Origin of the sequence: Streptomyces sp. NPDC046985 (assembly GCF_040644415.1) — a bacterium.
Taxonomy (GTDB): domain Bacteria; phylum Actinomycetota; class Actinomycetes; order Streptomycetales; family Streptomycetaceae; genus Streptomyces.
The window spans coordinates 38,883-65,173 of record NZ_JBEYWK010000020.1 but is presented as its reverse complement, the minus strand read 5'-3'; the positions used below and the strand labels follow the sequence as shown (position 1 = coordinate 65,173).

Here is a 26,291-nt window from a genome sequence, read left to right as displayed (position 1 = left end):
CCAGCTCAGGGTGGGGCCGCTCAGGGCGGGCTGTCGCCGCGGCGCCGCTCCTGGTCGAGGAGCGCGTCCAGGTCGCGCAGCCGGTCCAGGCCGCGGACCGCCTGCGACATCCGGACGTTGCCCTTCAGCCGGTCGCGGTGCCTGTGCAGGAAGGCCCAGTACCCGGCCGTATAGGGACAGGCCCGCTCACCGACGCGGTCGGCCGGCCGGTAGGCGCACCCGCCGCACAGGTCGCTCATCCGGTGCACATAGGAACCGCCGGAGGTGTACGGCTTGGTCGTCATCATGCCGCCGTCGGCGTACTGGGACATGCCGACGACGTTCGGGACCATCACCCAGTCGTAGCCGTCGACGAAGCAGCGGTGGAACCAGTCGGTGAGCGCCAGCGGGTCCCAGCCGCGCTGGAGGGCGAAGCTGCCCAGCAGCATCAGCCGCGGGATGTGGTGGGTCCAGCCGGAGTCGCGCACCTGGGTCAGGGCCGTGGCCAGGCAGTGGGCCGTGACCGCGTCCCCGTCCAGCTCAAGGAACCACTCCGGCAGCGGAGCGCGGTGGTTCAGGGCGTTGTGACGGCGGTAGTCCTCCCCGAAGTACCAGTAGAGCTGCCACACGTACTCGCGCCACCCGGCGATCTGCCGGACGAAGCCCTCCACGCTGTTGACCGGCGCCGTCCCCGCCCGCCAGGCGTCCTCGGCGCGGGCGACGACCTCGGCGGGGTCCAGCAGGCCGAGGTTGAGCGACGAGGACAGCAGACTGTGGCTCATCACCGGGTCCGCCGCCAGCATGGCGTCCTCGTACGGTCCGAACAGCGCAAGCCGGTGCTGGAGGAAGCGCCGCAGCGCGGCAAGCGCCTCACGCCGCGAGGCGGGGAACCGGCGCGGGCCGTCCCGTCCGACGAACCGGATCCCCTCTTCGCGCTCCCAGCGGTCCAGGTCGTGCCGCACCTCGTCGTCGACGTCGTCCTCGCGGGGCCGGTAGGGCGGCGGGACGTCGAGCGAGCGGACGTCCTTGGGCGGTGGCTCACGGTTGTCGTGATCGTGGTTCCAGCGTCCGCCGACGGGGGCGCCGCCGTCGTCCATCAGCATGTCGTGATCGCGCCGGACCCAGCGGTAGAAGTCCTCCTGCCGCAGGCGCCGCCCGCCGTGCCCGTCGGCCCAGGCGCGGAAGTCGGCGTGCGGGACGAGGAAGCCGCGCGCGGGCAGCACGGTCGCGTTCTCCAGCGACCGGACGAACCGCAGAGCCGCGTGCGAGGTCGGGTGGTGCACCGTCACCGGCCCGTCCCCGACCGCCTCGCGCAGCCCTTCGCGGTACGTCTCGCAGCGCACGTAGCTGACCCGGTCGCCGAGTTCGGCGGCGCGGCGGCGCATCGCGGACAGGATCAGATGGGCCTTGGCGCGGTGGAAGCGCCGGCGGCGGAAGACCGAGCGGGCCTCGATCATCACGACGGGCGCGTCGCGGTCCGGGCCGTCCTCACCCGGGGTCAGGAAATGCGGCCCGAGCTGGTCGCCGAACAGCCAGTGGGCAGTGACCATGTGAGCGCCGCCTCCGTCGCGTCGGGGCGCGTCCGGGGAGCCGGTACGCGGGCGCGCGCTGCCCTCAGCATCGCGGCGGTCCGCTCGGGGCGCACCTCGGGCGGCGCCGGGGTGAGACGCGGCGCCGCCGGGCCCGAGAACAGAGGGGCCCGGCGGCGCTGAGCCGACTCCCGCTCGGCGGGTGTGGGCGCGGCGCTCGCGTGGTCGTCGCCGTGGCCGCCGGTCCGAGGCCTCAGCGCGACAGAGCGGCGTTCAGCGCGTCGGGCAGGCTCTGGACGACCTCGTCGCCCAGCCGTTCGAACTCGCGGCGCAGGAAGGGATCGGCCAGCCGCGCCAGGCCGTGGAACTCGATCGTGGCGTCGTAGGTGATCCGGGTGCCGGTGGGAGTGGACTCGAAGGTGAGGTCGTCCGTGGAGGTGGCGGTCCGATTGGAGCCCACGAACGTCAGCCGGTCGTCCTGGAGCCGTTGCAGCCGGTAGTCCAGCTCGGTGCGGCGGCCGCGGAACTGGGAGACGTTGTGCCAGGTGGCGCCCTCTTCCAGCGCGCCGTCGCCGTCCGTGCGGGTGCACTCCTCGGTGCCGGGGTCCCAGTCGACGGCGTGGGCGAAGTCGGCGAGGTAGTCCCGCACGGCGGGCAGAGGCTGGGACACGGTGACGGACCGGCTGACGTGGACCATGGTGTTCTCCCATACGGAGGCGGTGGGCTGCCGTCGGTCGGGTACCCCCGAACGCCGCTTGGCCGACACGCCTGTGCGTTCTCGGGCGTTGGGCATCGCCGGGGCGACCGGCGCGAGGCGACGTGAGGCGATCCGCCGAATGTCGCGTGCGCGGCTGAATGTCGAGTGCGCGGCCGAACGGCGGGTGGCTGGCCGAATGTTGCGTGCGCGGCCGAACGTCGCGTGCGCCGCCGCCCGCGGGGGCGACGGCGCACGCGACGGGGGAGCCGGGCTCCCGGGGGATGCCTAGCTGATCTGGGCGCCCTTGGCGGCGGCCTCCTTCTCGGAGTGGGCGTCGCCGGTGGCGAGCGTGCCGCCCGCGCTCTCCAGGTGCGCCCGCACGAACCACTGGAACTGCTCCAGGTCGCGCAACTGCCCGATCAGCATGTCCTCGGTGGCGGGGTCGATGTCGCCCGCCTCCTTGATCGAGGCCCGCAGGTCCTCGACCAGTCCCGTGTAGACCACGTTGAGGGCGCCGAGGTGTGCGATGGCGTCCGCGCGTCCGATCGAGTAGTCCTCCCAGCTCCGCTCGGCCACCAGCGTCCCCGGCGTGCCGTGCGCGACACCGCCCAGGGCGGCGATGCGCTCCGCCACGTCGTCGGCCATCTCACGCACGCTGTCCACCTGCGGGTCGATCATCTCGTGCACGGCGATGAAGTGCGGTCCGACGACGTTCCAGTGCACGTGCTTCAGCGTCAGGTGAAGATCGTTCAGCGCGTGGAGACGCAGACCCAGCAGACCGATCAAGCGGCCGGCGGCCTCACGCTCGATCCCCGGAACGGTGTACTTGGGGGTCAGGTCCTTGGTCTGCTCAGTCATGGTCACCTTCCGACATGAGGGGTGAAGGGTTCTTGCCTGACCACGTGTGCCCACGACTGGCCCACCCAGACCTGTCCGTCCGTTCTGCCGCACGGACGAGCGACGCGCGGTGACATCGCAGAGCGCTCCAGTGGGGCGACCGCGACCGGGGCGCGCCTGCGTCGCGAACTGGGCGCCTCCGCCGGGACCGGGGCGCCTCCGCCGAGACCGGACGCGGCGACGCGTCGAGACGGCCGTGAGGGGTAGCCGGGGGCCATGAGCGAAGCGAACCCGAGCAAAGACCCGCAGGACTGGGCGACCGGCGACGAGCCGGCCACCGGCCCGCAACTCAGCTACCTGCACACCCTGGCCCGCGAGGCGGGCGAAGAGGTCCCCTCCGACCTCACCAAGGCGGACGCCTCACAGATGATCGACCGCCTCCAGAAGGCGTCTCCCCGCACGAGCCCGTCCGCTGCGACGGACTCCGAGGCGCCCGGCGCGGACTTCTGACGCGAGGGCTCCCTCGGCGTGCCACGCGTCCGGGCCGCTCCTGCCGAGGGGCCGCCCGGGACGGCACGAAGGCCACCGCGGCGAGACGTCTGCGCCGCCACGGGCCCGAGCGGCCGACCGGCGTCAGAGCGACTTGATCCTGGCGATCAGCCGTGCGAGGACGCCGGCGCGGTCGCTGTCGCGGGGGAGACGGGCAAGGCAGTCCTCCAGTCTCTCGACGTCTCCATAGCGCAGTCCGCTCCGACCGGCCGTGTCGGCCACGGCGGCCATCGCCTGAAAGCCCCAGTACTGGTTGAACGGGAGCCCGTCGGCCAGGACGGCGTCGGTCAGGGCACCGAATGCGTCGGCCTGGGGTCGCGCGTAGAGACGTGCGTACGCGGCGAGCCGGATTCCAGGGCTCTGGGACGTGAGCGAGCCTTCGACGTCGAAGGAGCGGTCGCGCACGGTGGCGGTCACCAGGTCCGCGAAGATGTGCTCCATGCGGGTGGTCCGCGCGGGCCCATGGTCCATGTGCTCCCGCACCTGCGTGTAGGCGGCGGCGAGTCGCGCGACGTCGTCGCGCGCGGTGGAGTCGGCGGCCGTCTGGTCGTCCGAGCCGCTGGCGGCGACGAAGGCGAGACGGGCCGCGCGTGACGCGTCGTCAGCCGCCTGCCCGGCACGGTCGGTGCGTTCCTCGGCCGCTGACACGCGTCGGGCGAGCTTCCTGTACTGGACCTTGGCCCCACCGGGCAGTTCGATGCTCTCGAACAGGGCGCCCAGCCATGGCAACGCGGCTACGGCGAGGAGCACCGCGGTGATCGCGTCGATCTTCAGCCCGGGATCGAGGACGTGAGCGACCGCCGCTCCGACCGCCGTGCAGGTGATCAGGCCCGCGATCACGTTTCGCTGACGGTCATTCCCGTGTTCCGCGTCCGCGTCCCGCTCGGGACCTTCCTCCGACATGTCGGCCACTCTCGCAGACGCGGTCGTGCGCGCGCCGCCCGCACCCTCGCCCAGGCGCGGCAAGCAGTCCGGTGACTCCCAGTCAGCCAACCGCGGGGCGATTTAAACCCTTTCGCGCGGTGAGCCTTCTACGCGCTGATCGTCGTTTTCGCGAAACTGGGCATGGCTGTCGGGGGTCTGGGCACACGGTGCGTGACAACGGACAGCGGCGACCTCGGAGGCTCCCAGATGCTGATGGCACACCCCGCAGTGTTGAAAGACTTGATCGAGCAGTACGAGACGCTGCGGATGGTGCACGCCGAGAACGGCAGCGCGGAGGCAGGTCGGCGCATGGAGGACGTCGCGTACACGCTGTGCGTCTCCACCGGCACCCGTGACGTCGACGCCGCCCTCCTCGCCGCCCGCCACCGCCTGCCCGCCGCCCGCGCCGAGGACGACGCGCTGCTCGCCACCTGAGTCCCCCCAAGTCGGTGCTTTCACCGGCCTGTGAGTCGTCGGCTCAGGCAGCGGGCCGGTCGGCGCCAGTGATGCGCAGCAGGCGCGGCGCGCGTACGGCCGGTTCGGGCAGGCGCAGCGGCGAGCGCCCGGGAGTGATGCTGCCGAGGACAGTCGCCCGCCGGGCGCCGGTAGCCGACGGCAGCGCGCCAGGCAGCCCGTGCACGCTGAGAAACCCGAGCACGGCGAAGGCCAGGGCCTCCTTCGCGTCGGAGGGCAGGCCCAAGTCATCACTGGAACGCAGTTCCACGCCGGGAAGTTCCTCGGCCAGCATGCGCATCAGCACCGGATTGCGGACGCCGCCCCCCGACACGACGAGCGCGGTGACGGCGTGGGCACGGCAGGCGTCGGCCACCGTGACGGCGGTCAGCCGGGCGAGAGTGGCGAGGACGTCGTCGGGCTCGGCGGTGGGCGCCGCGTCCAGCGCTCTGCGCAGATAGGGCAAGTGGAAGTGCTCCTTGCCGGTGCTCTTCGGCGGCGGCCTGCGGTAATAGGGGTCGTCCAAGAGGACGTCGAGCAGTCTCCCCTCGATCCAGCCGGCGGCGGCCCGGCGCCCGTCCTTGTCATAGGCGGCCGCGCCGTCGGTGAAGTGCCGTACGGCGGCGTCCATCAGCGCGTTGGCCGGGCCGGTGTCGAAGGCCAGCGGTTCGGCGCCCGGCGCGAGAACGGTCACGTTGGCGATGCCGCCGAGGTTCAGCGCCGCTGGGACGCCGGGCAGGCCCCGTAGCAGCAGAGCGTCGGTCATGCCGACCAGCGGCGCGCCCTGCCCGCCTGCGGCGACGTCCCTGCTGCGCAGGTCGGACACGACCGGAAGCCCGGTGGCCTCGGCGATCCAGGCGGGCTGGCCGAGTTGAAGCGTGCCGCGCACCACGCCGTCCTCCACCCAGTGGTGCATGGTCTGGCCGTGCGAGACGACGAGGTCGGCGGCGCCTTCGCACAGCTCGTGCAGGGCGCGCTCGGCGGCGGTCGCGAAGGCGCGTCCGATCCCGGTGTCCAGGGCGCAGACGGCCTGGGTCGTGGTGGCGGTCGGCGGCAGGGTGGCGGCGATCAGGTCGCGCACCTCGTCCGGATAGCGGACGGAGAGGTGGCCGAGGGGCCGCAAGCTCAGGATGTCGCCGTCCAGGGCGAGTTCCGCGGCGGCGGCCTCGATGGCGTCGTACGAGGTTCCGGACATCAGGCCGATCACGCGCACGACGCCTCCCGGCGGAGGTTCGGCCTCGCGGATCGCGGCTGCGGCATGGGGTCTCCCGGAAAGCGTTCGCGGTGGAGTGCGGTGGAGTGGGACGCGGGGTCGAGACGGGCCTCGGACGGGCGGGACACGGGGTCGAGACGGGCCGCCGGACGGGCGGGATGCGAGGCCGAGACGGCCCCGGGACCGGAGCGCACCCTCATTCGTGCCCGGCGGGCGCGGCGACGCGCCCGGGGCCCGCGCCGGGCTCGCCGGCGCCGTTCGCCGCCCCGGCCGTCTCCGGGGAGCGAGGGAGCAGGCTCGCCAGCCCGCCGGTCACCAGGGTCACGACCACGCCGATCGGCACCAGCCACTGCGGGGCGATCGCCGTCGGCACGGTGGCGCCGGCGACCGTGACGTCGATCTTCACAGAGCGCACGACGTACGTCATCACGCCGACCGTCACCAGGAACGCCACTATGGCGTCGACCTCGTTCGCGCGCCGTACGAGTCGGCCGAGCAGGAAGGCGCCCAGCAGCGCGCCGTAGGTGTAGCCGGCGATCGTCAGTCCGGTGAGGTAGACGTTGCCGGTACTGGTGCTGAACGCGCAGGCGAAGACGGCCATCAGCGCGGCCCACACCAGCGTCATCACCCGGGCGAGCTTCAGCAGCGATGCCTCGGAGGGGGTTTTGCGGATGAAGCTGTGGACGATGTCGGCCACGGTCGAGTTCGACATCGAGTTCAGCGCCGACGACAGCGAGCCCATCGCGGCCCCGAGGATGCCCGCCACGAGCAGGCCCGAGACCACCACCGGCAGCCCGTGCAGGATGAACTCCGGGTAGAGGTTGTCCGAGCTGCTCAGCCCCAGCTCCTTGAAGCTCTTGCCCTGGTGGTAGGACCACAGCAGCGCCCCGACCAGGGAGAAGGCGGCGAACTGGAGCGTGACGAAGACTCCGGAGGCGATCATGGCCTTCTGGCCGTCGCGCAGCGAGCGGGTGGCCAGGATGCGCTGCACGATCAACTGGTCGGAGCCGTGGCTGGCCATCGCGAAGACGGCGCCGCCGACGATCGCGGTGGGCAGGGCGAACGGGCTGGTGAGGACGTGCGCGAGACCGAAGTCGGTGTCGAAGAGCCGGAACTCGCCCGCGTGCAGGGCGCGCGAGAAGCCGTCGCCGCCGACGTGTCCGCTGAGGACGGCGATCGCCAGAAGGGCGCCGCCCAGATAGAGGCCCATCTGGATGGCGTCGGTCCAGATGACCGCCTTGATGCCGCCGAGGTAGGTGTAGACGACCGTGATCACCGTGAGCACGATGATGATGGCGCGGTAGCCCGCGTGCACACCGAACTCGTCGAGCAGCAGCTTGATCGGGATCGCGGAGGCGAACAGCCGCACCCCCTCGGCGAGAAGCCGGGTGAAGACGAAGGTCACCGAGGCCAGCCCCTGCGACTTCAGCCCGAACCTGCTGCCCAGGTACTGGTAGGCGCTGACGAATCCGCCGCGCTTGTACAGCGGGATCAGCACGGTCGCCACGACGACCCGGCCGATAACGTAGCCGAGGGCCAGTTCGACGTTGCCGAAGCCCTGGCCGCTGTAGGCGCCGCCGGGCACGCTGATGACGGTGAGCACGCTGGTCTCGGTCGCGACCACCGAGAACGAGACCGTCCACCAGGGCATATGGCCCTCGCCGACGAAGTAGTCCTTGGCGGACTTCTGGCGTCCGGCCAGCCGCAGTCCGATGACGGCGATCGCCACCAGGTAGACGACGACCACGACGAGGTCGAGTTGGCGCAACGTCACTCCTAGGCATGGGCCGACGGCGTCGCCGGCGGATTGGGCAGGGGCGGGAGGGGGGCGGTCCGCCGTACGCGGACGACATGGGCTTCGTGCGGCGCCTTCGGGTCCAGCGCCAGCAGGCGCGCGCCGTCCAGCGGGTCTCCCAGCGGCGGCCGAAGATCGAGCGGGCGCGGCGCGTCGGCGAGCACCGCCCGCACCGGACCGAGAAGCGGCTCGCCCAGGCCGGTGAGCCCGCCGGTGAGGGCGACGGGCACGGCGGAGGCGGCCGGACCGCCGACGCGGCCTGCGGCGGCGAACACGGCCTCGCCGAGCGCGAGGGCGGCCTCCCGCAGGATGCGGCGGGCGGCCGGGTCGCCCGCCGCGGCCGTGCGCGCGACGTCCGGTGCGAAGGACGCGGCCGCGCGGGCGGGGTTGCCGTCCCGCCCGACGGCCAAGGGCAGCCGGTCGGCCGCGCCGAAGCGCTCCTCGGCCGCGGCCCGCAGCGCGGTGTCCGGCCCCCGGCCGTCGTGGGCGCGCAGCGCGGCGCGCAGCCCGGCGGCCCCGATCCAGGCGCCGCTGCCCTCGTCGCCGAGCCAGGGACCCCAGCCGTCGACGCGGGCGTACGACCCGTCCGCGCCGATGCCGACGGCCACCGCGCCGGTGCCGATCGCCAGCACCACGCCGGTGCTCCCGCCCAGGGCCCCCGCGTGGGCGGTGATCGCGTCGCTGGTGACGGCCGCCTGGTCGGCGGGCAGGTCCGCCAGCAGGCCGTCGGCCAGCGCGCGGGCTGCCTCGGGCGCGGAGGCCGCCCCCGCGGCGCCGACGCAGACCACGGCCAGGCGCAGCGCGCGGCGCCGCTCCAGCAGCGGCAGGACGGCGGCGCGCACGGCGGACCGCGCCGCTCCCACTCCGCCGTCGGCGGCGAGCCCGGGAGCGCCGGGCGCCTCGCTGACGTCGCGGGTGCGAGCGCCGCCCGCGTCGCCTTCCTCCCACAGCACGGCACGGCAGCCGGTCTTCCCCAGGTCCACAGCCACTGCTGCTGTCATACGGCACGCCTCGCGTCTGCCAGGGATCCGTCGCGTCGGGCGGTCAGGGCGGCGGGCCGGTGACCGGGGCGGATCGCGGTCCAGCGAGTATCGGAAGGCCGGCTACCGCATGTCAATAAGTAACCTCATGCAAGCTGGTACGTAATTTTTTGACGCCCCGTGGGTTCCTGATTAGTCTGTCGATCACACCACCAGGAGGTCGGTCCATGGCCCGTAAGGAACCACCCCGCACACCGGACCTCCCGGCTGCCGACGCCTCCGCCGCCGACACGCTGGCCCGCATCCGGGCCTCGCTGCCGGGCCTGGCGCCCTCGGAGCGCCGGGTCGCTCAGGCCGTGCTCGCCGATCCGGCCCAGGCGTCGGAGCTGTCCATCAGCGCCCTGGGCGAGCGCGCCGACACCTCGGTGGCCACGGTGATGCGCTTCTGCCGGGCGATCGGCGTCGGCGCCTACCCGCGACTGCGCCTGGCGCTGGCCGCGGCGGCCGCCCGCGAGCACGCCCTCGGCGGCGAACGCCCGGCGCCCGGCGCCGACATCGACGCCGCGGACACGCTGAGCGAGATCGTCGGCAAGATCGTCTACAACGAGGTGCGCGCCCTGGAGGACACCGGCGCCGGCCTCGACACCGAGGCGCTGGGCCGCGCCGTGGACGCCATCGCGGGGGCCCGGCGGATCGACGTCTTCGGCGTCGGCGCCAGCGCCTTCGTCGGCCAGGACCTGCACCAGAAGCTGCACCGCATCGGTCACATGGCGTTCATCTGGACCGACCGGCACGCCGCCCTCACCGCTACGGCGCTCCTCGCGCCCGGCGACGTCGCCCTGGCCGTCTCCCACTCCGGGGAGACCGAGGACACCGTCGAACCCCTCCAGGCCGCCGCGGAGCGCGGCGCCACCACCATCGCCCTCACCAACGCCCCGCACTCCACCCTCGCGCGCAGCGCGGACCTGGTCCTGGCGACCTGCGCCCGGGAGACGCCGTTCCGCTCCGGCGCGACCGTCAGCCGCATCGCCCAGCTCGCGGTCGTCGACTGCCTGTTCGTCGGCGTCGCGCAGCGCTCCCTGGACGCCACGACCGAGGCGCTGGAACGGACCTATGGAGCGGTGCAGCGACGCGGACGCAGGCAGCCTCCGCGCCGGACCCCGGCCGGAGACTGACCGTCGTTCGCGGTCAGAGCCGCTGCGGACGCCTCCAGGGCGTCTGAGCACGCAGGCGCTCAGCGGCACGGCGTGCGAGGGCGCTGCGCATGCGGGCGTTTCGCATGCGGGCGTTTCGCGTACGGCCGCTTCTCGTGCGGGCGCTTCTCGTGCGGCCGCCCCTCGTGTGAGGCGTCATCCTTTTGCCGCGGCCCCGGGCCTCGCGACGGTCCGGGCGCCCCGGCTCACGGCGCCTCGTCCGCGTCTCCGTCCCCGTCCCCATCCGCGGGCAGGGCGCGCCGCAGCCACTCGTCCAGCAGCGCGCCCTCGACCGGGGTGAGGCGCGGCAGTTCGGGCACGAGGGCGCGGAACGCGGCGACGGCCGCGGCGACGTCGCCGGTCGGCAGGGCGGGCTCCTCGGTGAGGATCACGCGGGTCACCGCGTCGTACATCGCGTCGGCCAATCCGAGGTCGCGTTGCTCCGGCGGCAGCGCCAGCAGGGTGTGGACCACCCCGGTGCCCGCGGCGCGCATGAGGTCGACCGCCCGCTGCTCGCTGACGCGCAGCCGGCCGGCGGCGGCGATGCGGTGGACGCGCGCCGCCAGGAGGCCGACGCCCCGGGCGAGCGCCGGGGTGCTGCGGGCGCGGGCCGGGTCGGAGGCGAGCGCGAAGGCGGCCGGGTTCGCCAGGCCGAAGCCGACCTGCGTCCGCCAGCCCGCGTACAGATCGGCCACCGGGTCGTCCTCGTCCGCCGCGGCCTCCTTGGCGGCGACGTGCTCGGCGAAGACGTACTCGACCGCGGCGTCCAGCAGCGCGTCCTTGTCCGCGAACAGGCGGTAGAGCGCGGGCGGTTGCAGACCGGCGGCCTGCGCGACCGCGCGCGTGGTGACCGCGGCGACGCCCTGCGCGCTCAGCAGTTCGGCGGCCGTGCGGACGATGCGGTGCCTGGTGTCCTCGCGCTGCTCTCTCACCTTCACGTTAACGACGATACCGCACGTGTCGGTCACTGATGTTATCGTTGAAAACGTCGGAACGTTTCCAATGGAACCAAGAGGCATCTCATGATCATCGTCACCGGCGCCACCGGACAGCTCGGCGCCCGTACCGTCGACCGCCTCCTCACCCGCGTGCCCGCGGCGCGGATCGGCGTGAGCGTGCGCGACCCCCGTAAGGCGTCGCACCTCGCGGACCGGGGCGTGCGCGTCCGGCAGGGCGACTTCGGCTCACCCGAGACGCTCGCCCACGCCTTCGAGGGCGCGGAGCAGGTGCTGGTCGTCTCCGCCATGACCATCGGCCCGGAAGCCCGCGTCATGCACGCCGCCGCGATCGACGCCGCCCGCGACGCCGGCGCCCGCCGCGTGCTCTACACCAGTCACCAGGGCGTCAGCGACACCTCGCGGTTCGCGCCGATGCCGGACCACGCGGCCGCCGAACGCCGTCTCGCGGCGTCCGGCACAGCCCACACCTCGCTGCGCAACGGCTTCTACGCCTCCACGGTGCCGGGCCTGGTCGCGTCGGCGCTGCGGACCGGAAAGCTCGTGGCCCCCCACGACGGCCCGGTCTCCTGGACCGCGCACGACGACCTGGCCGAGGCCGCCGCGGTCATCCTCGCCGAGGAGGGCCGCTTCGACGGCCCCACGCCTCCGCTGACCGGACCGCAGGCGCTCGACCTCGACGACGTCGCCGCCCTGCTGACGAAGCTGACCGGGCGGACCGTCGAGCGCGTCACCGTCCCGGAGGAGGAGTACGTCGCCGCGCTGCGCGAGGACGGCGTGCCCGAAGCCGTCGCCCAGCTCACCCTCGGCATGTTCCGCGCCTTCGGCGACGGCGACTTCGACACCGTCACGGACGATCTGTCCACGCTCATCGGCAGGCCCGCGACCCCGCTGCGCACCCTCCTGGAGACGGTGGTGGCGGCCCAGTGAGCCAGGCGCGTCCGCGAGAGCCGCGAGAGCCGGGAGGGTGGAAGTGAAAGGCCCCGGAGGCGCCGTCCGGGATCTTGCCGCCGGACCGGGGTAAGCGGAAGGGGACCGAGGGAGGAATGCCATGACGACGTACGTCATCTCGGTGCCCGGTACGTTCACCGGCGGCGCCGGGCAGGGCACGCGGGACGAACTGACCCGGGCGCTGCGCCCGGCGGACCCGCACCACACGCACATCGGCAGCGAGGAAGACCTCGACGTCCTGACCGTGAACGACGACGACACCTTCACCGTCCGCCTCACCGTCGACGCCGACAGCGGTCCCGAGGCCGAGCGGGAGGCGCGTCGGCTGGCGGAGTCCGCCCTGAGCGCCGTGGGCATGGACGACCGCAGCGCACCCCTGGGCCCGGCGGTGATAACGGGCATCGACTCCGAGGCATGAGGCCGCGGCCGCCGACGCGGTGAGCCGGGCCGCGAGCGTCCGGTCACCGCGTAGCGGGGGCGGGGCGCGGGCCTGCTGGGGCCGCCCCCCGATCGACGAGGACGCGCGCCGCCGCCCTCTCGTCGGCCGGGCGGCGGTCCGGGTCGGCCCGCGCCCCCGCGACCACGCTGGGCGCCCGGTCACGGCGCCCGCCGCCCGGCCACCGCGTCTGGCCCCCGGCGACCGCGCCGTCCACGCGTCTTCCGCTCCCTCCCCGCTCTCCCCGCCTTCCGCCGTCTCACGTGCCCGTCCTCGCCGACGACGGTCTGAGAGCGGCCGCCGTTCTCGGGCGCGCATCGGACGGCCCGAGCGTGGAAGAAGGGCCCCATGACATCTCTTACGGATCATGGCCTCACCGCCGACTTCTACGACTTCGAGTCCGCGCTCACCGAGGAGGAGCGGAAAGTCCTGCTCAAGACGCGGCATTTCATGCGGGACGAGGTTCAGCCCCTGGTCGCCGAGAGCTGGGAGAAGGGCGCCTTCCCCAAGGAACTGATCAGCCGTTTCCGGGAGAGCGGGCTGGTCGGGCTGGCGTACGAGGGCTACGGGGAGCACGGCCCCGCGGCCAGCCATCTGCTCACCGGGATGATGGCCATGGAGATGAGCCGTGTCGACGCCTCGGTCGCCACCTTCTACGGCGTCCACAACGGGCTCGCGATGTACGCCATCCACCACGGCGGCGACCAGGCCCAGCGCGACCGCCTGCTGCCGGCCATGGCGAGGATGGACGTCGTCGGGGCGTTCGCGCTCACGGAACCGCTCGACGGCTCCGACATCGCCGCCGGCATGCACACCACCGCCCGGCGCGACGGCGACGCATGGGTCCTCAACGGCGCCAAGCGCTGGATCGGCAACGCGACCTTCGCCGACCACGTCGTCGTCTGGGCCCGGGACGTCGACGACGACCAGGTCAAGGGCTTCGTCGTGAACAAGGGAACCCCTGGGTTCACGGCGGAGAAGATAGCCCGCAAGACCTCGCTGCGCATCGTGGAGAACGCCGACGTCACCCTCACGGACGTCCGGGTGCCGGAGAGCGACCGGCTTCAGAACGTCTCCTCCTTCCGCGACGTCGCCGAGATCCTGCGCGCCACACGCAGCGGCGTCGCCTGGCAGGCCCTCGGCGTCATGATCGGCGCCTACGAACTGGCCCTGCGCTACGCCTCCGAGAGGGAGCAGTTCGGCCGCCCGCTCGCCGGTTTTCAGCTCGTGCAGGACCTGCTGGTCAAGTGCCTGGGCAACATCACGTCGAGCTGGGGCATGCTGCTCCAGCTCGCCCGCCTCCAGGACGCCGGAGTGTTCAAGGACGAGCACTCCTCGCTGGCCAAGGCGCACGTCACCGCCCGCATGCGCGAGGTCGTCGCCTGGGCCCGGGAGATCTTCGGCGGCAACGGCATCGTCCTGGACTACGACGTCGCACGCTTCTTCGCGGACGCGGAGGCCATCTACTCCTTCGAGGGCACCCGGGAGATGAACACGCTGATCGTCGGAAAGGCGATCACCGGCCAGAGCGCCTTCGTCTGACCCGGCTCAGGGGCGGCGCCGACGGCGCGGAGGAGGGCGTTCGGGGGAAGTGCGGCAGCTCGTGCAGGCGCCGGCAGAGGTGGCGATGAGTTCTGCGCGGGAAACCGGTCTTCAAGAGCGAGAGGGAGGAGACCCGCCATGGCCGCACACGAACCCGCTCGGGGCCCGACCGCCGAGCTGGACGCCCGCTACAGTTCCGCGCTCCATCCCCGTCCCGGCGCCGAGGACGTCACCGCCGCCGAGTGGGCCGAGGCCCGGCGGCTGATGGAGGCCGCCGAGATCTTCTGGGCGTCCACGGTGCGCCCCGACGGCCGGCTGCACGTGACTCCCGTGCTCGCCGCCTGGCACGACGGCGCGCTGTACTTCTCCACCGGCCCCGGGGAGCAGAAGGCGAAGAACCTCGCCCACGACGGACACTGCGCCCTGACCACCGGGGGGAACGCGCTCACCGAAGGACTCGACCTCGTGATCGAGGGCACGGCGGAGCGGGTCGTCGATCCGGCGCTGCTGGAGGAGGTGATCACGGCGTACGAGGCGAAGTACGGCGCGCACATCACCTCGCCGGAAGGCGCCTTCCACGGGATAGGCGACGCCTTCCGCAGAGGCGACGTGCTGGTGTTCGCGGTGGCCCCGGCCACGGCGTACGGCTTCGGCCGCGACGACGGCGTGTACACCCACACCCGCTGGTCGTTCTGACCGCCCCGAGCCCGCCGACCGCCGGCTGACCCGGCTTCCTGCCCGCATAAACGCGGGAGGAAGCGGCAGTGCGACCGCCGACCTCCGACCTCCGAGCTGTGACGTCTCCCACCCGCCCTTGCCTCGGCCCGCGCGCCTTCCTTACGTTCGGTGGTATGTCCACCCATGAGCCCTTCCGTCCCGGCGAACCGGATGAGCCCGCCGGACCGAGCGGGCCCGCCGCGACGCCGTCCGATGCCGCGCTGGTCGACTTCGCCTTCGACCTCGACGCCCACGAGATGCTGCGGCGCACGCACGTCCTCGCCGCCCTGGGCCCCGACTGGGACCCTGTCGCGGCCCTGCGCGGCGAGGAAGAGGCGTACGACCTGCTGTACTCCGGTCTCAGCGCGGAGCAGCAGCGCATATACGACGAACTCGTCGCCGCCGGTGTGCTGCCGATGCGCGGAGGCGGCCCGGCCGCGGCATGACCGGAGCACCGCAGGCGTGTGCCGCCGTCACCGTGGACACGGCGTGACCTAGGCGCCGCGAGCGCTTGTCGCCGTCACGCCGGGTGCGGTGACGTGGGCGGCATGTGCGCGGGGGCGCCTCGTCCGCAGCGGTCCCGTCGGCGGTGGCCTTCCCTGTCCGTCCGGCCCGCACGCGGTTCGGGTCCGGGCCGGACGTCGGGTCGTTCTGCGCGGGCCCCAGCCCCGGGCTCGCGGCGTTCCTCCTGGCAGTCGTCACCTGTCGTCGTAGCGGGTGGGTGGATAGGCGTCGCGTGCGGCGTCGTCCGAGGGGATCACGCCCTGCCGCACCTGCCGGTCCACCTCTGCCTCCGCTTCGGTGTACGCCGTCTCGTCGATCTGCTGCGCGGACGGGGCGTCCGACGGCGTCAATCCGGCCTCCTGGCGGTCCACTTCGGTGCGCACCCGGAGTTCTTCCTGATCGGGGCGGAGGGGCAGGCCGCGACCGTGTCCGAACTCGGGGTTTCCTTCGACTTCCTGGTTCGACTTGTGGTGTCCCATATCTCCTCCTCATCCCATTGTTCGCTCCGTTTCCCGCGGCCCCGCAACCGGCCCCGCGCCGGTCGCGGGGCGTGCACGGTTCGCGTACGCCCGGAGTCCTTCCGCCCTGCCCCGGCCCTGTCTCCGCGTTGCTGCGCTCCTTGCGGCGACGGGGCGCCCGGACGCGGTGCACATAGGGGCGCCGACGTGATCTGTTGCGAGCATGCCAACCGCGCTACGGTGTGTCCGCGTCACTGAGCTCTCCCCCCACGAGGAGTGGATGCGCCGTGCCCGTCGTCAGAAAAATCCTCGCCGCCGCCGTCCCCGCGCTCGCGACCGCCGCACTGCTCCAGACGCCCGCCCATGCCGTGGTCGTCCCGGAGCACGCCGTCATCACCTGCCAGAGCGCCAGCTTCTACGCCAACTACGACAGCTCCTCCGGGCCCACCGGCCTCATCCGGACACTGTCGTACGGCGACAAGGTCGGACACACCCGCGGCGTCCACCCCGTCTACAACGGCTGGGCCGCCACCTTCGACTTCGGTCCCAACGACTGGGGCTACGTGCGCTACGAATGCATCGGCGGCTACGGCTCGTGGTGAGCCCCGGTTCCGGAGGTAAGAAGACCATGACGGTATCCCTCGCCGCCCTCGCCGCCCCCGCCGTCCGCGCCTCCGTGCTCGCGGCGGCCGTCGCCGCCGTCTTCGCCGGCTCCGTGGACGCGCAGGCCGCCAACGGCACGGTCGGCGTCCGCGAGACCGTCTGCGCCCAGGACCTCTTCGTCCGCACCGATCCGGGAGGCGCCTGGACGGGCACCCTCAGCAAGGGGCAGACGTTCCTGGTGGAGAGCAAGCAGTCCGGGTGGGCGTACGGCTTCGCCTACGGCGACATCAACCGCCACGGCTGGGTCCAGGACGGCTGGTTCTGCTGAGCGGATCACCTCCGTCGGCGCGCGCACACGCAGGACGAACGCGCACGCGTTGAATCCCCGTGCCACGACAAGGCTCCCGCCCAGCCGCTGGACGGGAGCCTTGTCATGGCCTCGCGAGCCGGGATCGGCGCCGCCCGACGGGGACACGGGCCAGGACCCACGGCAGGCCCGCGGCCTCGTCGAGACACGGCACAACGACGCCGACAGCGGGCGCCGCGGCGCTCGCGGCGCCGTCGGGCGGGGGAGGAGGGATCACGTCGTCACCCCGCGGACGCGTATCGGACCTGAGCCGCGACCGCTCCTTACGAAACGCGGACATCGCCGCCCGGCGGGCGCCTCCCCGATGACCTGCCTCGTCGCCGGTGCGAGTCTGGTCCCATGCGCACATCACCACAGGGCGGCCGCATCCTGGTCGTGGAAGACGATCCGACCGTCGCCGAGGTCGTCGAGGGCTACCTCGTCCGCAGCGGACACGACGTGGACCGCGCCGCCGACGGGCCCGGCGCCCTCGCCCGCGCCGCCGCGCACTGGCCCGACCTGGTGGTGCTGGACCTGATGCTGCCGGGCATGGACGGCCTGGAGGTCTGCCGGCGGCTGCGCGCCCGCGGGCCCGTGCCGGTGATCATGCTGACGGCGCGCGGCGACGAGGACGACCGCATCCTCGGTCTGGAGGTCGGCGCGGACGACTACGTGACCAAGCCGTTCAGCCCGCGCGAACTCGTGCTGCGGATCGAGTCCGTGCTGCGCCGCAGCGGCGCGGCCGCGCCGGTGGACCGCCCCGGGCCGCTGCGCGTCGGCCCCCTCTCCCTCGACGTCCGAGCCCGCCGCGCCACCGCGGACGGCAGGGACCTGGCGCTGACCGTCCGCGAGTTCGATCTCCTGGCGTTCCTGCTGCGCCACCCCGGGCGCGCCTTCACCCGTGAGGAGCTGATGCGGGAGGTGTGGGGCTGGGACTTCGGCGACCTGTCCACGGTCACCGTCCACGTACGGCGGCTGCGGGGCAAGGTCGAGCGTGACCCGGCCACGCCCCGGCTCATCCAGACCGTCTGGGGCGTCGGCTACCGCCTGGACGCCCCCGGAGACGAGACCGCGGGCGAAGACCTCAGCGCCCCCGCGCACCCCGCCGACTCCCTCGGCCCGGCACAGGACCGCCCGCACCGCTCGCACGACCCGTACGACCCGCACACCCTGAACGAGCCGGACGGACCGCACGTACCCGACCCCTTGAACCGCCCGCACGGTTCAGACGATCCCCACGGCCCAGACGGTTCGCACGGCCCCCACGGACCGAACACCCCGAACGGTCCGCGGCGCCCGGATCCGGCCCCCGACCCCAACCCCACACACGAACCGAGGAGTTGACGGACCCGCCGTGCACGACATCCTGCTCATCGCCCTGTACGCGCTCGCCGGGGCCGCCGGCGCCGCCGTCGTCGGGGCCGGGGCGCTGCTCGCTCTGCGCCGCCGCTCCCTGACGGTCTCGCTCGCGGTCGTGGTCTGCGTCGCGGTGACCGCCATGCTGGCGGGCACCCTGACCGTCGCGTGGGCGATGTTCCTCTCCCCGCACGACCTGACGGTGGTCACGACCGTCGTCGCCATGGCGGCGGTCGTCTCGCTCGCGGTCGCGCTGCCCCTGGGACACTGGGTCGTGGCCCGCAGCAGAGCCCTGACCGCCGCGGCCCGCGCCTTCGGGGAGGACGGCGGCTTCACCGCGCCGCACGCCCCGGCGACCGCCGAACTCACCGCCCTCACCGCGGAACTGGAGGCGACCAGCCGCAAGCTGGCGGCCTCCCGCGCACGCGAGCGCGCCCTGGAGGACTCACGTCGCGAACTGGTCTCCTGGATCTCGCACGACCTGCGCACCCCGCTGGCCGGTCTGCGCGCCATGTCCGAGGCCCTGGAGGACGGCATGGCCGCCGACCCGGCCCGCTACCTGCGCCGCATCAGAACCGAGGTCGAGCGGATGAACGCCATGGTCGGCGACCTCTTCGAACTCTCCCGCATCCACGCCGGCGCGCTCGCCCTGACCACCTCCCGCATGTCGGTGTACGACCTGGTGGGCGACGCCCTGGCCGGCGCCGACCCGCTGGCCCGCGAGCACGGCGTCCGCCTCGTCGGCGACGGCGTGGAATCCGTGCCCGTGGAGGTGGACGGCAAGGAGATGAGCCGCGTCCTCGGCAACCTCCTCGTCAACGCGATCCGCCTTACCCCGGCCGACGGGACGGTGGCGGTCGCCGCCCGTCGCACCGACGACGGCCACCTGGTCGTCCTGTCGGTGACCGACGGCTGCGGCGGCATCCCCGAGGAGGACCTGCACCGGGTCTTCGACACCGGCTGGCGCGGCGCCAGCGCCCGCACCCCGCCGTCCGGGGCCGGACTCGGCCTGGCCATCGTGCGCGGCATCGTGGAGGCCCACCGCGGCCGCGCCGACGTCCGCAACGTCTCCGGCGGCTGCTGCTTCGAAGTCACCCTGCCGACCGCGGCGACCTGACCTCAAGGGGAGGAGCGCCGCGCGCCCCTCCCCCCGGTTCCGAGCCGACGGCCAGGGTCACGCCCTTACCGCAGACGCCCCTCACTGCATGGCCGCGCCCGCGAACTCCGCCACGCCCTCGGTGAAGGGGACGCGCGCGGACCACCCCAGGTCCCGGGCGATGGCCGCGGAGTCGGCGGTGATGTGCCGTACGTCCCCCAGGCGGTACCGGCCGCTCACGCGCGGGGCGGGCCCGCCGCAGGCGTCCGCGAGGGCGCTCGCCATCTCGCCCACCGTCCGCGGCCGGCCGCTCCCCACGTTGTACGCGGCGAACGCGCCGGTCTCCCGCTGCGCGACGGCCTCCAGCGCCAGCACGTTGGCCCGCGCCACGTCCCGTACGTGCACGAAGTCCCGCCGCTGCGCCCCGTCCTCGAAGACGTCGGGCGCCTCGCCGCGCGCCAGCGCGGAGCGGAAGAACGACGCCACACCCGCGTACGGGGTGTCGCGGGGCATGCCGGGCCCGTACACGTTGTGGTAGCGCAGGGCGAGCGCCCGCCCGCCCGTCGCGCGCGCCCATGACGCGGCGAGATGCTCTTGGGCGACTTTGGTGGCGGCGTAGACGTTGCGCGGGTCGAGCGGCGCGTCCTCACCGACCAGGCCGGGCCGCAGCGCCTCCCCGCAGCGCGGGCAGCGCGGTTCGAACCGCCCGGCCTCCAGATCGCACTGAGCCCGTGGGCCGGGCCGCACCACGCCGTGCTCGGCGCAGGTGTAGCGGCCCTCGCCGTACACCACCATCGAGCCCGCCAGAACGAGTCCGCCGATCCCCGCCGCGGCCGTCTCCGCGCAGAGCACCGCGGCGCCCAGGTCGTTGCTGGTCACGTAGGCGGGCGCGTCGGCGAAGTCCTTGCCGAGGCCGACCATCGCCGCCTGGTGGCACACCGCGTCCACCCCGGCCAGCGCCTTCCGCACCGCCGCCGCGTCGCACACGTCGCCGCGCATCCGCCGCACCCCGTCGGCGAGGGCCGCGCCGGCCTCCCACCCCGCCGGCGGACGCGGATGCGCCGAGCCGAGCAGTGCGTCCAGGACGACGATCTCGTGCCCCGCGTCGAGGAGTTCTGCCACGATCGCCGACCCGATGAACCCGGCTCCGCCGGTGACCAGTACACGCATGCCGCCACGCTAGAGCCGGGCGGACGCTCCCACGGACCGCAACGCGCGGACGTCACCGCTCCGTAAGCCTTCCCCCCACGCCGCCGCGGACCACGGCACACCGGCGCCGACGACTGAGACCGCGACTGCCTCACGCACGGACGAGCCGGCTTACGAGCGGCGATCCGCTCGGTCGGAGAACGCCCGTACCGGAGACCTCTTCGGCCATCGATCAACGGCGCACCCCTGCTCCAAGACATGGCCTGGAGAAGGGGTGCGCGGTGCGCCGCGATCCGTCAGGCGGGACCGTTGCCCGGGGTGACCGACATGCCGACCGACCCGTAGCCCGAGCCGACCGTGTTGTCGCTGTAGAACTTCACGCCGGTCGAGGCCGAGGTGACCTCCATGACATGGTCCGAGGAGCCCTCGAACTTGTTGCGGGTGACCGACACGTTGTCCGGGCCGTCCAGCTTGACGGCCTGGTTCCAACTGTCGCCGACCTCGTTGTCCGCGACGATCCAGTTCTTCATTCCGTCGGTGTCGCCCCCCGAGTTCCCGCCGCGGCCGTAGTCCTCGGCCATCAGGAACTGGTGGATGCTGGGCACGCTGTTGTCGCGGCTCGGGTTCGCCGGGCCGACGGCCTTGTTGCCGCGGATCTGCACGTCGTCACTGGCGGTGGGGTGCGAACTGGACACCCACGTCTGGATGAAGTCGGTGTGGCTGTCGCCCGGGTCGCCGGTCACGAAGTTGATCGCGGTGTTGTACAGGATCTTGTGACCGTTGCCGAAGAACGTGATGGCGTTCAGGTCGCCGGGACCCTTGACGCCCTTGATGTCGTTGTTCTGGATGGTGACGTTGGTGTTGTTGTCCGAGTAGATGCCGTACTGCTGCTGGGCGTCCACCCGGCAGTTCTGCATCACCACGTTGTCGGCGTCGATCACCACGCCGCCGTGGAGGGTGTTGCCCTGGCAGTCGTAGACCTTGGGCGCGGTCGCGGTGCCGCCGGAGGTGATCGTGTACTTGGAGTTCTGTCCGGCGACCAGAATCGCGCCGGGCGGAGTCGCCACACCGCCGACGCCGGGAGTCTGCTTGGGCGGAGGCGGACCGGTGGGCGATCCGGACACGGTCGCCTCGGTGATGCTCGTCCACTTGGCCGAGTCGGAGGAGGAGTTGCCGTGCCCGACGATCCGCACGTAGCGAGCCGGCCCGTCGGCGAAGTCGTACGTCTCCAGGCTGCGCGTGGCGCCGCTGCTGGTCGCCCGGGACAGCACGGTCGACCAGGTCGAGCCGTCCTGGGACAGTTGCACGTCGAACGTCGACCGCCGGCTGTCCCCGTCGTACCAGGCCAGCGACACCGAGTCGACGGTGGTGACCGAGCCGAGGTCGAAGCGGATCCAGACGCCGTCACCGGCGCCGGACCACCGGGTGGACAGGTTGCCGTCGATCGCGTTGGCCGGCCCGTTGCCGTCGTCGGAGCTGGCCGTCGCCGCGACGACGGGCAGCGTCGCCGCCGTTGCGGGCGGACCGAGCAGCACCACCGAGCTGAGCGCCGCGCCCGCGCACAGCGCGGCGGTCAGAATACGTCTCACCGGTGCGCCTTTCCTCGGAACGTGCCTGTCGGACGGGGGAGTTGAGCGTCTGGCAAGCGCCGCCGGGGCGGCATCGGGGCGGTCTGATCGTTCACGTGCGTCTCCTCGGAGTGGGGTCTCTCCGCCGGCCGGAGCCTGCGGCGTGCGCGTGACTGAGCGATCGGAACGTGCGACGCCACGCTACGCACACCCGGCACGGCCGTCTATGCCGCTCACAGCCGCAACCCCCGGCCTTTCGAGGGCCGTCCGAGCGGGCGACTCGACGGCGGAATCGCGTCGTTCCGCAGGCGCCGCAGCCGTCCGGCCGCCGCCATCAAGAGCACTACCACAGCAGGCCGGGCGCGCCGTCAGTCGCCGGTCCCCGGCCGGTCGACGCGGTACAGGTAGTGGGTCGAGTCGTCGATCGGGTTGTCCGGCACCAGGTCCCCGACTCCGACCCGGCGCAGCCCGGCCTTCTCCAGTGCCCTCCACGAAGCGCGGTTGGCCGCCGCCACGGGGACGAGAACGCACGGGGCGGCCGTGTGCTCGGCCCAGGTGCGCTCGATGACGGAGCGGATCATCGCCGTCCCGATGCCCCGGCCGGTCTGCCGGAGGTCGCCGATCAGGTAGTCGATGGTCATCGCGCCGTCCGGCACCGAGACGATCTCCGCCAGCCTGGCGAGGTCTTCGGGATAGTCACATAGGCGTGAACGCTGTGTCAGGCCGAGCGGACGGCCGTCGAGGGACGCGAGGAGATCCTCCGACGGCTCCTCCCCTCGGGCGACGGGGCCGAAGTCGCGCGCCACCGCTTCCGCCGTGGTCTCGTGATTCCACCAGCGCTGCACATGGGGCTGCTGCAGCCAGGTCCGCAAGAGCGGGAAGTCCCGCTCCTCGAGCCGACGCCACGTGATCACCATCAGACCGCTCCCGGAATGCTCCGCCGCACCGCCGCCCGCTCTGTCGGAGATTACGTGCGGCGCGGGCGCGTTCCAAGGGCCTGGCGCCGCGTCGGGGTCGCTGTCGGCGGGTTCGGGGGCGCCTCGGGACGTGCCGTCCCCGGCTCCGCAGTGCCCCGCACCACCGGGGTCCTGCGTGACCGTCGGCGCGGGATCGACACGGTGAGGAGACCGGCCAGGCTGAGGGTGTCGGTGAGGATCCACGGCAGGAGCATCAGCGGGGGAGACCGCCCGGAAGACGCCGGGCCGGGGTCCGCGCGGCGCCGAGAGGGGATCGCCGAGAGAAGCCCCCGAGGAAAGCCGGAAGGAGGAACCGGAGCCCAACAGAGCGCCCTGTTGGGAAGACCAGTCCGACGTCTGGCTCAACGGCCGCCTAGGGTGCGGGGACGCCGAGCTGTCCACCGCAGTCGTCCGAGGAGGACCCCCTGTGTCATCGCCCTGCGATCCCCGGCACGCTCCCGTAGGCGACGTCGGCGCGGCGCTCATGATGATCGACTCGCAGCTCAAGAAGATCCGCGGCGGCACGACCGCACTCGATCCCGCGCAGCAGGCGCTGATCGACCAGTTCGCCGCGTCGCTGAGCCCGGAGGGCGTCGACGACGTGCTGGACGGCGTGTGCACGCTGATCTACGTGTTCATGAAATGGTTGCGCGCGGCCTACGAGGCCCACGACAAGGACGTCATCGAGCACGTGGTGCCCCACCTCGTGGCCACGCTGCGCAAGATGCCCAAGAGCGTCCGCCCCGAGACCGTGCCGACCATGGCCGGCCTGGTCGTCGCCGCGGGCCTCGGTCTGAGCCCCAGCCTGTGGCGCCGGAGCTACGGACCCTGGACTCCGCACGAGATGAACTCTCTGGAGGCCACCGCCGTCCTCATCGCGGAGCACATCGACAGCTTGACCGACGACCCCGACTTCGCCACCCGCCTGATCACCGACGCGCTGTCCAAGGCGGACGAGGGCTGACGCGCCGCGTCGGCCGCCGGCTTCCCGCCGGCAGCGCAGACCCGGCGGCAGTCAGCCGCTGGCTTCAGGCGGTACCGCGCCCGTCGGCTGACAGGTCATCCGCCTGATCGCGGTCCCCCGTCCAGTTTTCCCCATCACGCCAAGATTCTCCGCGATGCCCTGGAACGTCTCCAGGGGTTCAATGGGTAGGCGGCACATCCGCCTCAGCGCATTGACCGAGGAAGTTGCGATGAACATGGCACAGCAACAGCCCCTGCCCGCTTACGATCATCGACCGGGGACCGGACCCACTCTGGTGTTCCTCCACTACTGGGGCGGTTCCTCCCGCACCTGGGGCCTCGTGGTCGACCGTCTCGCGGGTCGCGACATCCTCACTGTCGACTTCCGCGGGTGGAGCCGTTCGAGCCATCTGCCCGGCCCCTACACGCTCGGCCGGCTCGCGGACGACACGCTCGCCGTGATCGCCGACGCGGGCGTCACGGACTACGTCCTGGTCGGCCACTCCATGGGGGGCAAGGTCGCGCAACTGATCGCGGCGACCCGGCCCGCCGGCCTCCGCGGGATCGTCCTGGTCGGCCCCGGGCCGGCGAAGCCCGCCGCGATGATCACTCCGGAGTACCGGGAGACTCTGTCGCACGCCTACGACTCCGACGAGTCCGTCGCCGGCGCACGGGACCACGTCCTCACCGCGACCGAGCTGCCCGAATCGATCAAGTCGCAGATCGCGACCGACTCGCGTGCCAGCGCCGACGCGGGCCGCACGGAGTGGCCGCTGCGCGGCATCGCGGAGGACATCACCGAGCACACCCGCGAGATCAGCGTCCCCGCCCTCGTCGTCGCCGGAGAGAACGACCGCGTCGAACCCGTCGACGTGCTCCGCGACAACCTGGTGCCCTACCTCTCCGAAGCTGACTTCATGGTCATCCCGGACACCGGTCACCTCATCCCGCTGGAAGCTCCGGCCGAACTGGTCGACGCGATCTCCGCTTTCGCGCCAGCCGACTGACGAGCCAGGACAGCGAGAAGGCCCGGGTCTGTGAAGGGACCTGGGCCTTGTCGGCGGCTTCAGGCCCAGTCGGCGGCGGGTTCGGTCGCGTAGCGGCTCATCACGTCGATGCTGGCCTGCGGGGTCAGCGGCCGGCCGTCGGCGAGCTTCTTCTCGAGGTCTCGGAAGTACTGCACGTACAGGTCGGGGGTGAAGGTGCTGAGCATGACGGCGGGCTGGTCGGTCACGTTGGCGAAGGTGTGGGGAGTGCCGGGCGGAACCATCACGAGCGTGCCCGCGACGGCGTCGTGGTCCTCGTCCCCGACGGTGAACCGCACGGCGCCGGAGAGGATGTAGAAGCCTTCGTCGTGTCCGCCGTGGCGGTGCTGCGGCGGTCCCTGAGTGTGCGGGGCGAGGACGCACTCGGCGATCGCGAGGCGGTGCCCGGTGTGGCTGCCGTCCTCCAGAACGCGCATGCGCGTGGCGCCCAGCACGATCGTCTCGCCGCCGCCGGGACCCACCACCGATACGGCGGGGTCGGTCGGATGCTCGCTGGTCTTGGCGTCTTCGGTCATACCCACGAGTGCACCGCCAGGCCCCGCCGGTGTCCAGAACCCATTGCGCCGCGCCGATACCGCTTGGGTATCGTTGCAGCATGGAGCTGTGGAACCTGCGGTACTTCGTGGCAGTCGCCGAGGAACTCCACTTCGGCCGGGCCGCCACCCGACTGCACATGAGCCAGCCGCCGCTGAGCCGGGCGGTCAAGCGGTTGGAGGCCGACGTCGGGGCCCTGCTCCTCGTCCGCTCGCCCGCCGGCGTCACGCTCACCCCGGCGGGCGAGGTGCTGCTCGACGAGGCGCGCACCCTGCTCGACCACGCCGACCGCGTCCGGTCACGCGTGAGCGCGGCGGCCGGCGCGGCGACCCTCTCCGTCGGCATCCTGGGCGACGGGACCGACCCGGGAGTGGCGAGGCTGGCCGCCGCCTACCGACGCGCCCATCCCGGCATCGACATCCGCATCCGCGACACCGACCTGACCGACCCCACATGCGGGCTGCGCGCCGGACTCGTCGACGTCGCCCTCACCCGGGCGCCGTTCGACGAGACCGCTCTGACGGTGCGTACGCTGCGGAGCGATCCGGTCGGCGTGGTCCTGCGCGCCGACGACCCGCTGGCCCGCCGCGACCGGCTGCGGCTGGCCGAACTGCGCGACCGGCGCTGGTTCCAGTTTCCGCAAGGCACCGACCCGCTGTGGCAGTCGTACTGGAACGGCGGCAGGCCCCGCGAGGGCCCGGTGGTGCGCGGCGTCCAGGAATGCCAGCAGGCCGTGCTGTGGAACGGCACGGTCGGCGTGGCCCCGCTCGGACACGACCTGCCCGCGGAACTCGCCGTGGTACCGCTGACCGACATGGCGCCGAGCAGAGTGGTGGCGGCGTGGAACGAGGGGGACGCCAATCCGTTGATCCGCTCCTTCGTCGAGACCGCGACAGCCGCGTACCGCCACTGAGCGCCGGCGACCGGTGCTGCCGCAGCTCGTCGACGCCGCGACCGCCGG

Annotated in this window: 28 protein-coding genes; 15 read left to right on the top strand and 13 right to left on the bottom strand. The window is 72.8% G+C overall.

The window, feature by feature from the left end; translation table 11 throughout:
- Window positions 1-20: 20 nt before the first annotated feature.
- The 3 genes from ABZ861_RS24485 to ABZ861_RS24475 all read right to left on the bottom strand — a co-directional run bounded on the left by ABZ861_RS24485 (window position 21) and on the right by ABZ861_RS24475 (window position 3,063).
- Window positions 21-1,529 (bottom strand): cryptochrome/photolyase family protein, encoded by a 1,509-nt coding sequence (locus ABZ861_RS24485; protein WP_361633731.1) that lies wholly within the window; start codon window positions 1,527-1,529, stop codon window positions 21-23.
- Between the two features lie 232 nt (window positions 1,530-1,761).
- A complete protein-coding gene (locus tag ABZ861_RS24480; protein ID WP_361633728.1) occupies window positions 1,762-2,205 on the bottom strand; it encodes an SRPBCC family protein in 444 nt (147 codons plus the stop codon).
- 285 nt (window positions 2,206-2,490) lie between these two features.
- Window positions 2,491-3,063, bottom strand: a complete 573-nt coding sequence (locus tag ABZ861_RS24475) for a DNA starvation/stationary phase protection protein (protein ID WP_361633725.1) — start codon at window positions 3,061-3,063, stop codon at window positions 2,491-2,493.
- Between the two features lie 255 nt (window positions 3,064-3,318).
- Between ABZ861_RS24475 and ABZ861_RS24470 the strand changes: the two genes are divergently transcribed.
- The gene (locus tag ABZ861_RS24470) at window positions 3,319-3,552 is read left to right on the top strand and encodes a DUF3072 domain-containing protein (RefSeq protein WP_361633722.1); all 234 of its coding nucleotides are present in this window, start codon (window positions 3,319-3,321) and stop codon (window positions 3,550-3,552) included.
- A gap of 123 nt (window positions 3,553-3,675) precedes the next feature.
- On the opposite strand, the gene ABZ861_RS24465 is transcribed toward ABZ861_RS24470, so the two are convergent.
- On the bottom strand, window positions 3,676-4,494 hold the full coding sequence (locus ABZ861_RS24465; protein ID WP_361633719.1) for a hypothetical protein: 819 nt from the start codon (window positions 4,492-4,494) through the stop codon (window positions 3,676-3,678).
- Window positions 4,495-4,722: 228 nt separating this feature from the next.
- On the opposite strand from ABZ861_RS24465, the gene ABZ861_RS24460 reads away from it, so the two are divergent.
- Window positions 4,723-4,950 (top strand): DUF5133 domain-containing protein, encoded by a 228-nt coding sequence (locus tag ABZ861_RS24460; protein WP_361633941.1) that lies wholly within the window; start codon window positions 4,723-4,725, stop codon window positions 4,948-4,950.
- A 43-nt stretch (window positions 4,951-4,993) separates the two neighbouring features.
- On the opposite strand, the gene ABZ861_RS24455 is transcribed toward ABZ861_RS24460, so the two are convergent.
- From ABZ861_RS24455 to ABZ861_RS24445, 3 genes are all read right to left on the bottom strand, one after another.
- Window positions 4,994-6,181, bottom strand: a complete 1,188-nt coding sequence (locus tag ABZ861_RS24455; RefSeq protein ID WP_361633716.1) for an anhydro-N-acetylmuramic acid kinase — start codon at window positions 6,179-6,181, stop codon at window positions 4,994-4,996.
- A 196-nt stretch (window positions 6,182-6,377) separates the two neighbouring features.
- A complete protein-coding gene (locus tag ABZ861_RS24450) occupies window positions 6,378-7,949 on the bottom strand; it encodes a sodium:solute symporter (protein ID WP_361633713.1) in 1,572 nt (523 codons plus the stop codon).
- 8 nt (window positions 7,950-7,957) lie between these two features.
- The gene (locus tag ABZ861_RS24445; protein ID WP_361633710.1) at window positions 7,958-8,977 is read right to left on the bottom strand and encodes a BadF/BadG/BcrA/BcrD ATPase family protein; all 1,020 of its coding nucleotides are present in this window, start codon (window positions 8,975-8,977) and stop codon (window positions 7,958-7,960) included.
- 206 nt (window positions 8,978-9,183) lie between these two features.
- On the opposite strand from ABZ861_RS24445, the gene ABZ861_RS24440 reads away from it, so the two are divergent.
- Window positions 9,184-10,131, top strand: coding sequence for a MurR/RpiR family transcriptional regulator (locus ABZ861_RS24440; protein ID WP_361633708.1), 948 nt, complete (start codon window positions 9,184-9,186; stop codon window positions 10,129-10,131).
- 224 nt (window positions 10,132-10,355) lie between these two features.
- On the opposite strand, the gene ABZ861_RS24435 is transcribed toward ABZ861_RS24440, so the two are convergent.
- Window positions 10,356-11,087, bottom strand: coding sequence for a helix-turn-helix domain-containing protein (locus ABZ861_RS24435; protein ID WP_361633705.1), 732 nt, complete (start codon window positions 11,085-11,087; stop codon window positions 10,356-10,358).
- Between the two features lie 84 nt (window positions 11,088-11,171).
- Here ABZ861_RS24435 and ABZ861_RS24430 point away from each other — a divergent pair, with 84 nt between their 5' ends.
- From ABZ861_RS24430 to ABZ861_RS24410, 5 genes are all read left to right on the top strand, one after another.
- Entirely contained in the window at window positions 11,172-12,035 is an 864-nt protein-coding gene (locus tag ABZ861_RS24430; protein WP_361633702.1) for an SDR family oxidoreductase, read from the top strand.
- A gap of 121 nt (window positions 12,036-12,156) precedes the next feature.
- The gene (locus tag ABZ861_RS24425; RefSeq protein WP_361633699.1) at window positions 12,157-12,474 is read left to right on the top strand and encodes a hypothetical protein; all 318 of its coding nucleotides are present in this window, start codon (window positions 12,157-12,159) and stop codon (window positions 12,472-12,474) included.
- A 366-nt stretch (window positions 12,475-12,840) separates the two neighbouring features.
- Window positions 12,841-14,034 carry an acyl-CoA dehydrogenase family protein gene (locus tag ABZ861_RS24420; protein WP_361633696.1) on the top strand — a complete coding sequence of 398 codons (1,194 nt, stop codon included), beginning with the start codon at window positions 12,841-12,843 and terminating at the stop codon, window positions 14,032-14,034.
- A 138-nt stretch (window positions 14,035-14,172) separates the two neighbouring features.
- Entirely contained in the window at window positions 14,173-14,730 is a 558-nt protein-coding gene (locus ABZ861_RS24415; RefSeq protein WP_361633693.1) for a pyridoxamine 5'-phosphate oxidase family protein, read from the top strand.
- A gap of 155 nt (window positions 14,731-14,885) precedes the next feature.
- Window positions 14,886-15,197 (top strand): DUF6400 family protein, encoded by a 312-nt coding sequence (locus ABZ861_RS24410; protein WP_361633690.1) that lies wholly within the window; start codon window positions 14,886-14,888, stop codon window positions 15,195-15,197.
- A gap of 252 nt (window positions 15,198-15,449) precedes the next feature.
- On the opposite strand, the gene ABZ861_RS24405 is transcribed toward ABZ861_RS24410, so the two are convergent.
- Window positions 15,450-15,734 (bottom strand): hypothetical protein, encoded by a 285-nt coding sequence (locus tag ABZ861_RS24405; protein WP_361633687.1) that lies wholly within the window; start codon window positions 15,732-15,734, stop codon window positions 15,450-15,452.
- Between the two features lie 266 nt (window positions 15,735-16,000).
- On the opposite strand from ABZ861_RS24405, the gene ABZ861_RS24400 reads away from it, so the two are divergent.
- From ABZ861_RS24400 to ABZ861_RS24385, 4 genes are all read left to right on the top strand, one after another.
- The gene (locus ABZ861_RS24400) at window positions 16,001-16,315 is read left to right on the top strand and encodes a hypothetical protein (RefSeq protein WP_361633684.1); all 315 of its coding nucleotides are present in this window, start codon (window positions 16,001-16,003) and stop codon (window positions 16,313-16,315) included.
- A 26-nt stretch (window positions 16,316-16,341) separates the two neighbouring features.
- Window positions 16,342-16,644, top strand: a complete 303-nt coding sequence (locus ABZ861_RS24395) for a hypothetical protein (RefSeq protein WP_361633681.1) — start codon at window positions 16,342-16,344, stop codon at window positions 16,642-16,644.
- A 378-nt stretch (window positions 16,645-17,022) separates the two neighbouring features.
- Window positions 17,023-18,006: a response regulator transcription factor gene (locus ABZ861_RS24390; RefSeq protein ID WP_361633679.1), complete on the top strand. Its 984-nt coding sequence runs from the start codon at window positions 17,023-17,025 to the stop codon at window positions 18,004-18,006.
- A gap of 10 nt (window positions 18,007-18,016) precedes the next feature.
- Window positions 18,017-19,135: a HAMP domain-containing sensor histidine kinase gene (locus ABZ861_RS24385; protein ID WP_361633676.1), complete on the top strand. Its 1,119-nt coding sequence runs from the start codon at window positions 18,017-18,019 to the stop codon at window positions 19,133-19,135.
- 81 nt (window positions 19,136-19,216) lie between these two features.
- On the opposite strand, the gene ABZ861_RS24380 is transcribed toward ABZ861_RS24385, so the two are convergent.
- The 3 genes from ABZ861_RS24380 to ABZ861_RS24370 form a co-directional block, all read right to left on the bottom strand.
- Window positions 19,217-20,284 (bottom strand): NAD-dependent epimerase/dehydratase family protein, encoded by a 1,068-nt coding sequence (locus ABZ861_RS24380; RefSeq protein WP_361633673.1) that lies wholly within the window; start codon window positions 20,282-20,284, stop codon window positions 19,217-19,219.
- A gap of 275 nt (window positions 20,285-20,559) precedes the next feature.
- Window positions 20,560-21,852 carry a discoidin domain-containing protein gene (locus tag ABZ861_RS24375; protein ID WP_361633670.1) on the bottom strand — a complete coding sequence of 431 codons (1,293 nt, stop codon included), beginning with the start codon at window positions 21,850-21,852 and terminating at the stop codon, window positions 20,560-20,562.
- 347 nt (window positions 21,853-22,199) lie between these two features.
- Window positions 22,200-22,748 (bottom strand): GNAT family N-acetyltransferase, encoded by a 549-nt coding sequence (locus tag ABZ861_RS24370; RefSeq protein ID WP_361633668.1) that lies wholly within the window; start codon window positions 22,746-22,748, stop codon window positions 22,200-22,202.
- A 466-nt stretch (window positions 22,749-23,214) separates the two neighbouring features.
- Here ABZ861_RS24370 and ABZ861_RS24365 point away from each other — a divergent pair, with 466 nt between their 5' ends.
- Both ABZ861_RS24365 and ABZ861_RS24360 read left to right on the top strand, forming a co-directional pair.
- The gene (locus ABZ861_RS24365) at window positions 23,215-23,751 is read left to right on the top strand and encodes a hypothetical protein (protein WP_361633665.1); all 537 of its coding nucleotides are present in this window, start codon (window positions 23,215-23,217) and stop codon (window positions 23,749-23,751) included.
- A gap of 229 nt (window positions 23,752-23,980) precedes the next feature.
- Window positions 23,981-24,757, top strand: coding sequence for an alpha/beta hydrolase (locus tag ABZ861_RS24360; protein ID WP_361633662.1), 777 nt, complete (start codon window positions 23,981-23,983; stop codon window positions 24,755-24,757).
- 59 nt (window positions 24,758-24,816) lie between these two features.
- Here the strand turns inward: ABZ861_RS24360 and ABZ861_RS24355 are convergent, their stop codons facing one another.
- A complete protein-coding gene (locus tag ABZ861_RS24355; RefSeq protein WP_361633659.1) occupies window positions 24,817-25,311 on the bottom strand; it encodes a cupin domain-containing protein in 495 nt (164 codons plus the stop codon).
- Between the two features lie 80 nt (window positions 25,312-25,391).
- Here ABZ861_RS24355 and ABZ861_RS24350 point away from each other — a divergent pair, with 80 nt between their 5' ends.
- The gene (locus tag ABZ861_RS24350) at window positions 25,392-26,243 is read left to right on the top strand and encodes a LysR substrate-binding domain-containing protein (RefSeq protein WP_361633656.1); all 852 of its coding nucleotides are present in this window, start codon (window positions 25,392-25,394) and stop codon (window positions 26,241-26,243) included.
- The last annotated feature ends 48 nt before the right edge of the window (window positions 26,244-26,291 follow it).

Excerpts from the sequence above, each read along its gene's own strand:
- ABZ861_RS24485 (WP_361633731.1), bottom strand. The coding sequence starts at position 1,529 with ATGGTCACTGCCCACTGGCTGTTCGGCGACCAGCTCGGGCCGCATTTC.
- ABZ861_RS24480 (WP_361633728.1), bottom strand. The coding sequence starts at position 2,205 with ATGGTCCACGTCAGCCGGTCCGTCACCGTGTCCCAGCCTCTGCCCGCC.
- ABZ861_RS24475 (WP_361633725.1), bottom strand. The coding sequence starts at position 3,063 with ATGACTGAGCAGACCAAGGACCTGACCCCCAAGTACACCGTTCCGGGG.
- ABZ861_RS24470 (WP_361633722.1), top strand. The coding sequence starts at position 3,319 with ATGAGCGAAGCGAACCCGAGCAAAGACCCGCAGGACTGGGCGACCGGC.
- ABZ861_RS24465 (WP_361633719.1), bottom strand. The coding sequence starts at position 4,494 with ATGTCGGAGGAAGGTCCCGAGCGGGACGCGGACGCGGAACACGGGAAT.
- ABZ861_RS24460 (WP_361633941.1), top strand. The coding sequence starts at position 4,723 with ATGCTGATGGCACACCCCGCAGTGTTGAAAGACTTGATCGAGCAGTAC.
- ABZ861_RS24445 (WP_361633710.1), bottom strand. The coding sequence starts at position 8,977 with ATGACAGCAGCAGTGGCTGTGGACCTGGGGAAGACCGGCTGCCGTGCC.
- ABZ861_RS24440 (WP_361633708.1), top strand. The coding sequence starts at position 9,184 with ATGGCCCGTAAGGAACCACCCCGCACACCGGACCTCCCGGCTGCCGAC.
- ABZ861_RS24430 (WP_361633702.1), top strand. The coding sequence starts at position 11,172 with ATGATCATCGTCACCGGCGCCACCGGACAGCTCGGCGCCCGTACCGTC.
- ABZ861_RS24425 (WP_361633699.1), top strand. The coding sequence starts at position 12,157 with ATGACGACGTACGTCATCTCGGTGCCCGGTACGTTCACCGGCGGCGCC.
- ABZ861_RS24420 (WP_361633696.1), top strand. The coding sequence starts at position 12,841 with ATGACATCTCTTACGGATCATGGCCTCACCGCCGACTTCTACGACTTC.
- ABZ861_RS24415 (WP_361633693.1), top strand. The coding sequence starts at position 14,173 with ATGGCCGCACACGAACCCGCTCGGGGCCCGACCGCCGAGCTGGACGCC.
- ABZ861_RS24410 (WP_361633690.1), top strand. The coding sequence starts at position 14,886 with ATGTCCACCCATGAGCCCTTCCGTCCCGGCGAACCGGATGAGCCCGCC.
- ABZ861_RS24405 (WP_361633687.1), bottom strand. The coding sequence starts at position 15,734 with ATGGGACACCACAAGTCGAACCAGGAAGTCGAAGGAAACCCCGAGTTC.
- ABZ861_RS24395 (WP_361633681.1), top strand. The coding sequence starts at position 16,342 with ATGACGGTATCCCTCGCCGCCCTCGCCGCCCCCGCCGTCCGCGCCTCC.
- ABZ861_RS24390 (WP_361633679.1), top strand. The coding sequence starts at position 17,023 with ATGCGCACATCACCACAGGGCGGCCGCATCCTGGTCGTGGAAGACGAT.
- ABZ861_RS24380 (WP_361633673.1), bottom strand. The coding sequence starts at position 20,284 with ATGCGTGTACTGGTCACCGGCGGAGCCGGGTTCATCGGGTCGGCGATC.
- ABZ861_RS24370 (WP_361633668.1), bottom strand. The coding sequence starts at position 22,748 with ATGGTGATCACGTGGCGTCGGCTCGAGGAGCGGGACTTCCCGCTCTTG.
- ABZ861_RS24360 (WP_361633662.1), top strand. The coding sequence starts at position 23,981 with ATGAACATGGCACAGCAACAGCCCCTGCCCGCTTACGATCATCGACCG.
- ABZ861_RS24355 (WP_361633659.1), bottom strand. The coding sequence starts at position 25,311 with ATGACCGAAGACGCCAAGACCAGCGAGCATCCGACCGACCCCGCCGTA.
- ABZ861_RS24350 (WP_361633656.1), top strand. The coding sequence starts at position 25,392 with ATGGAGCTGTGGAACCTGCGGTACTTCGTGGCAGTCGCCGAGGAACTC.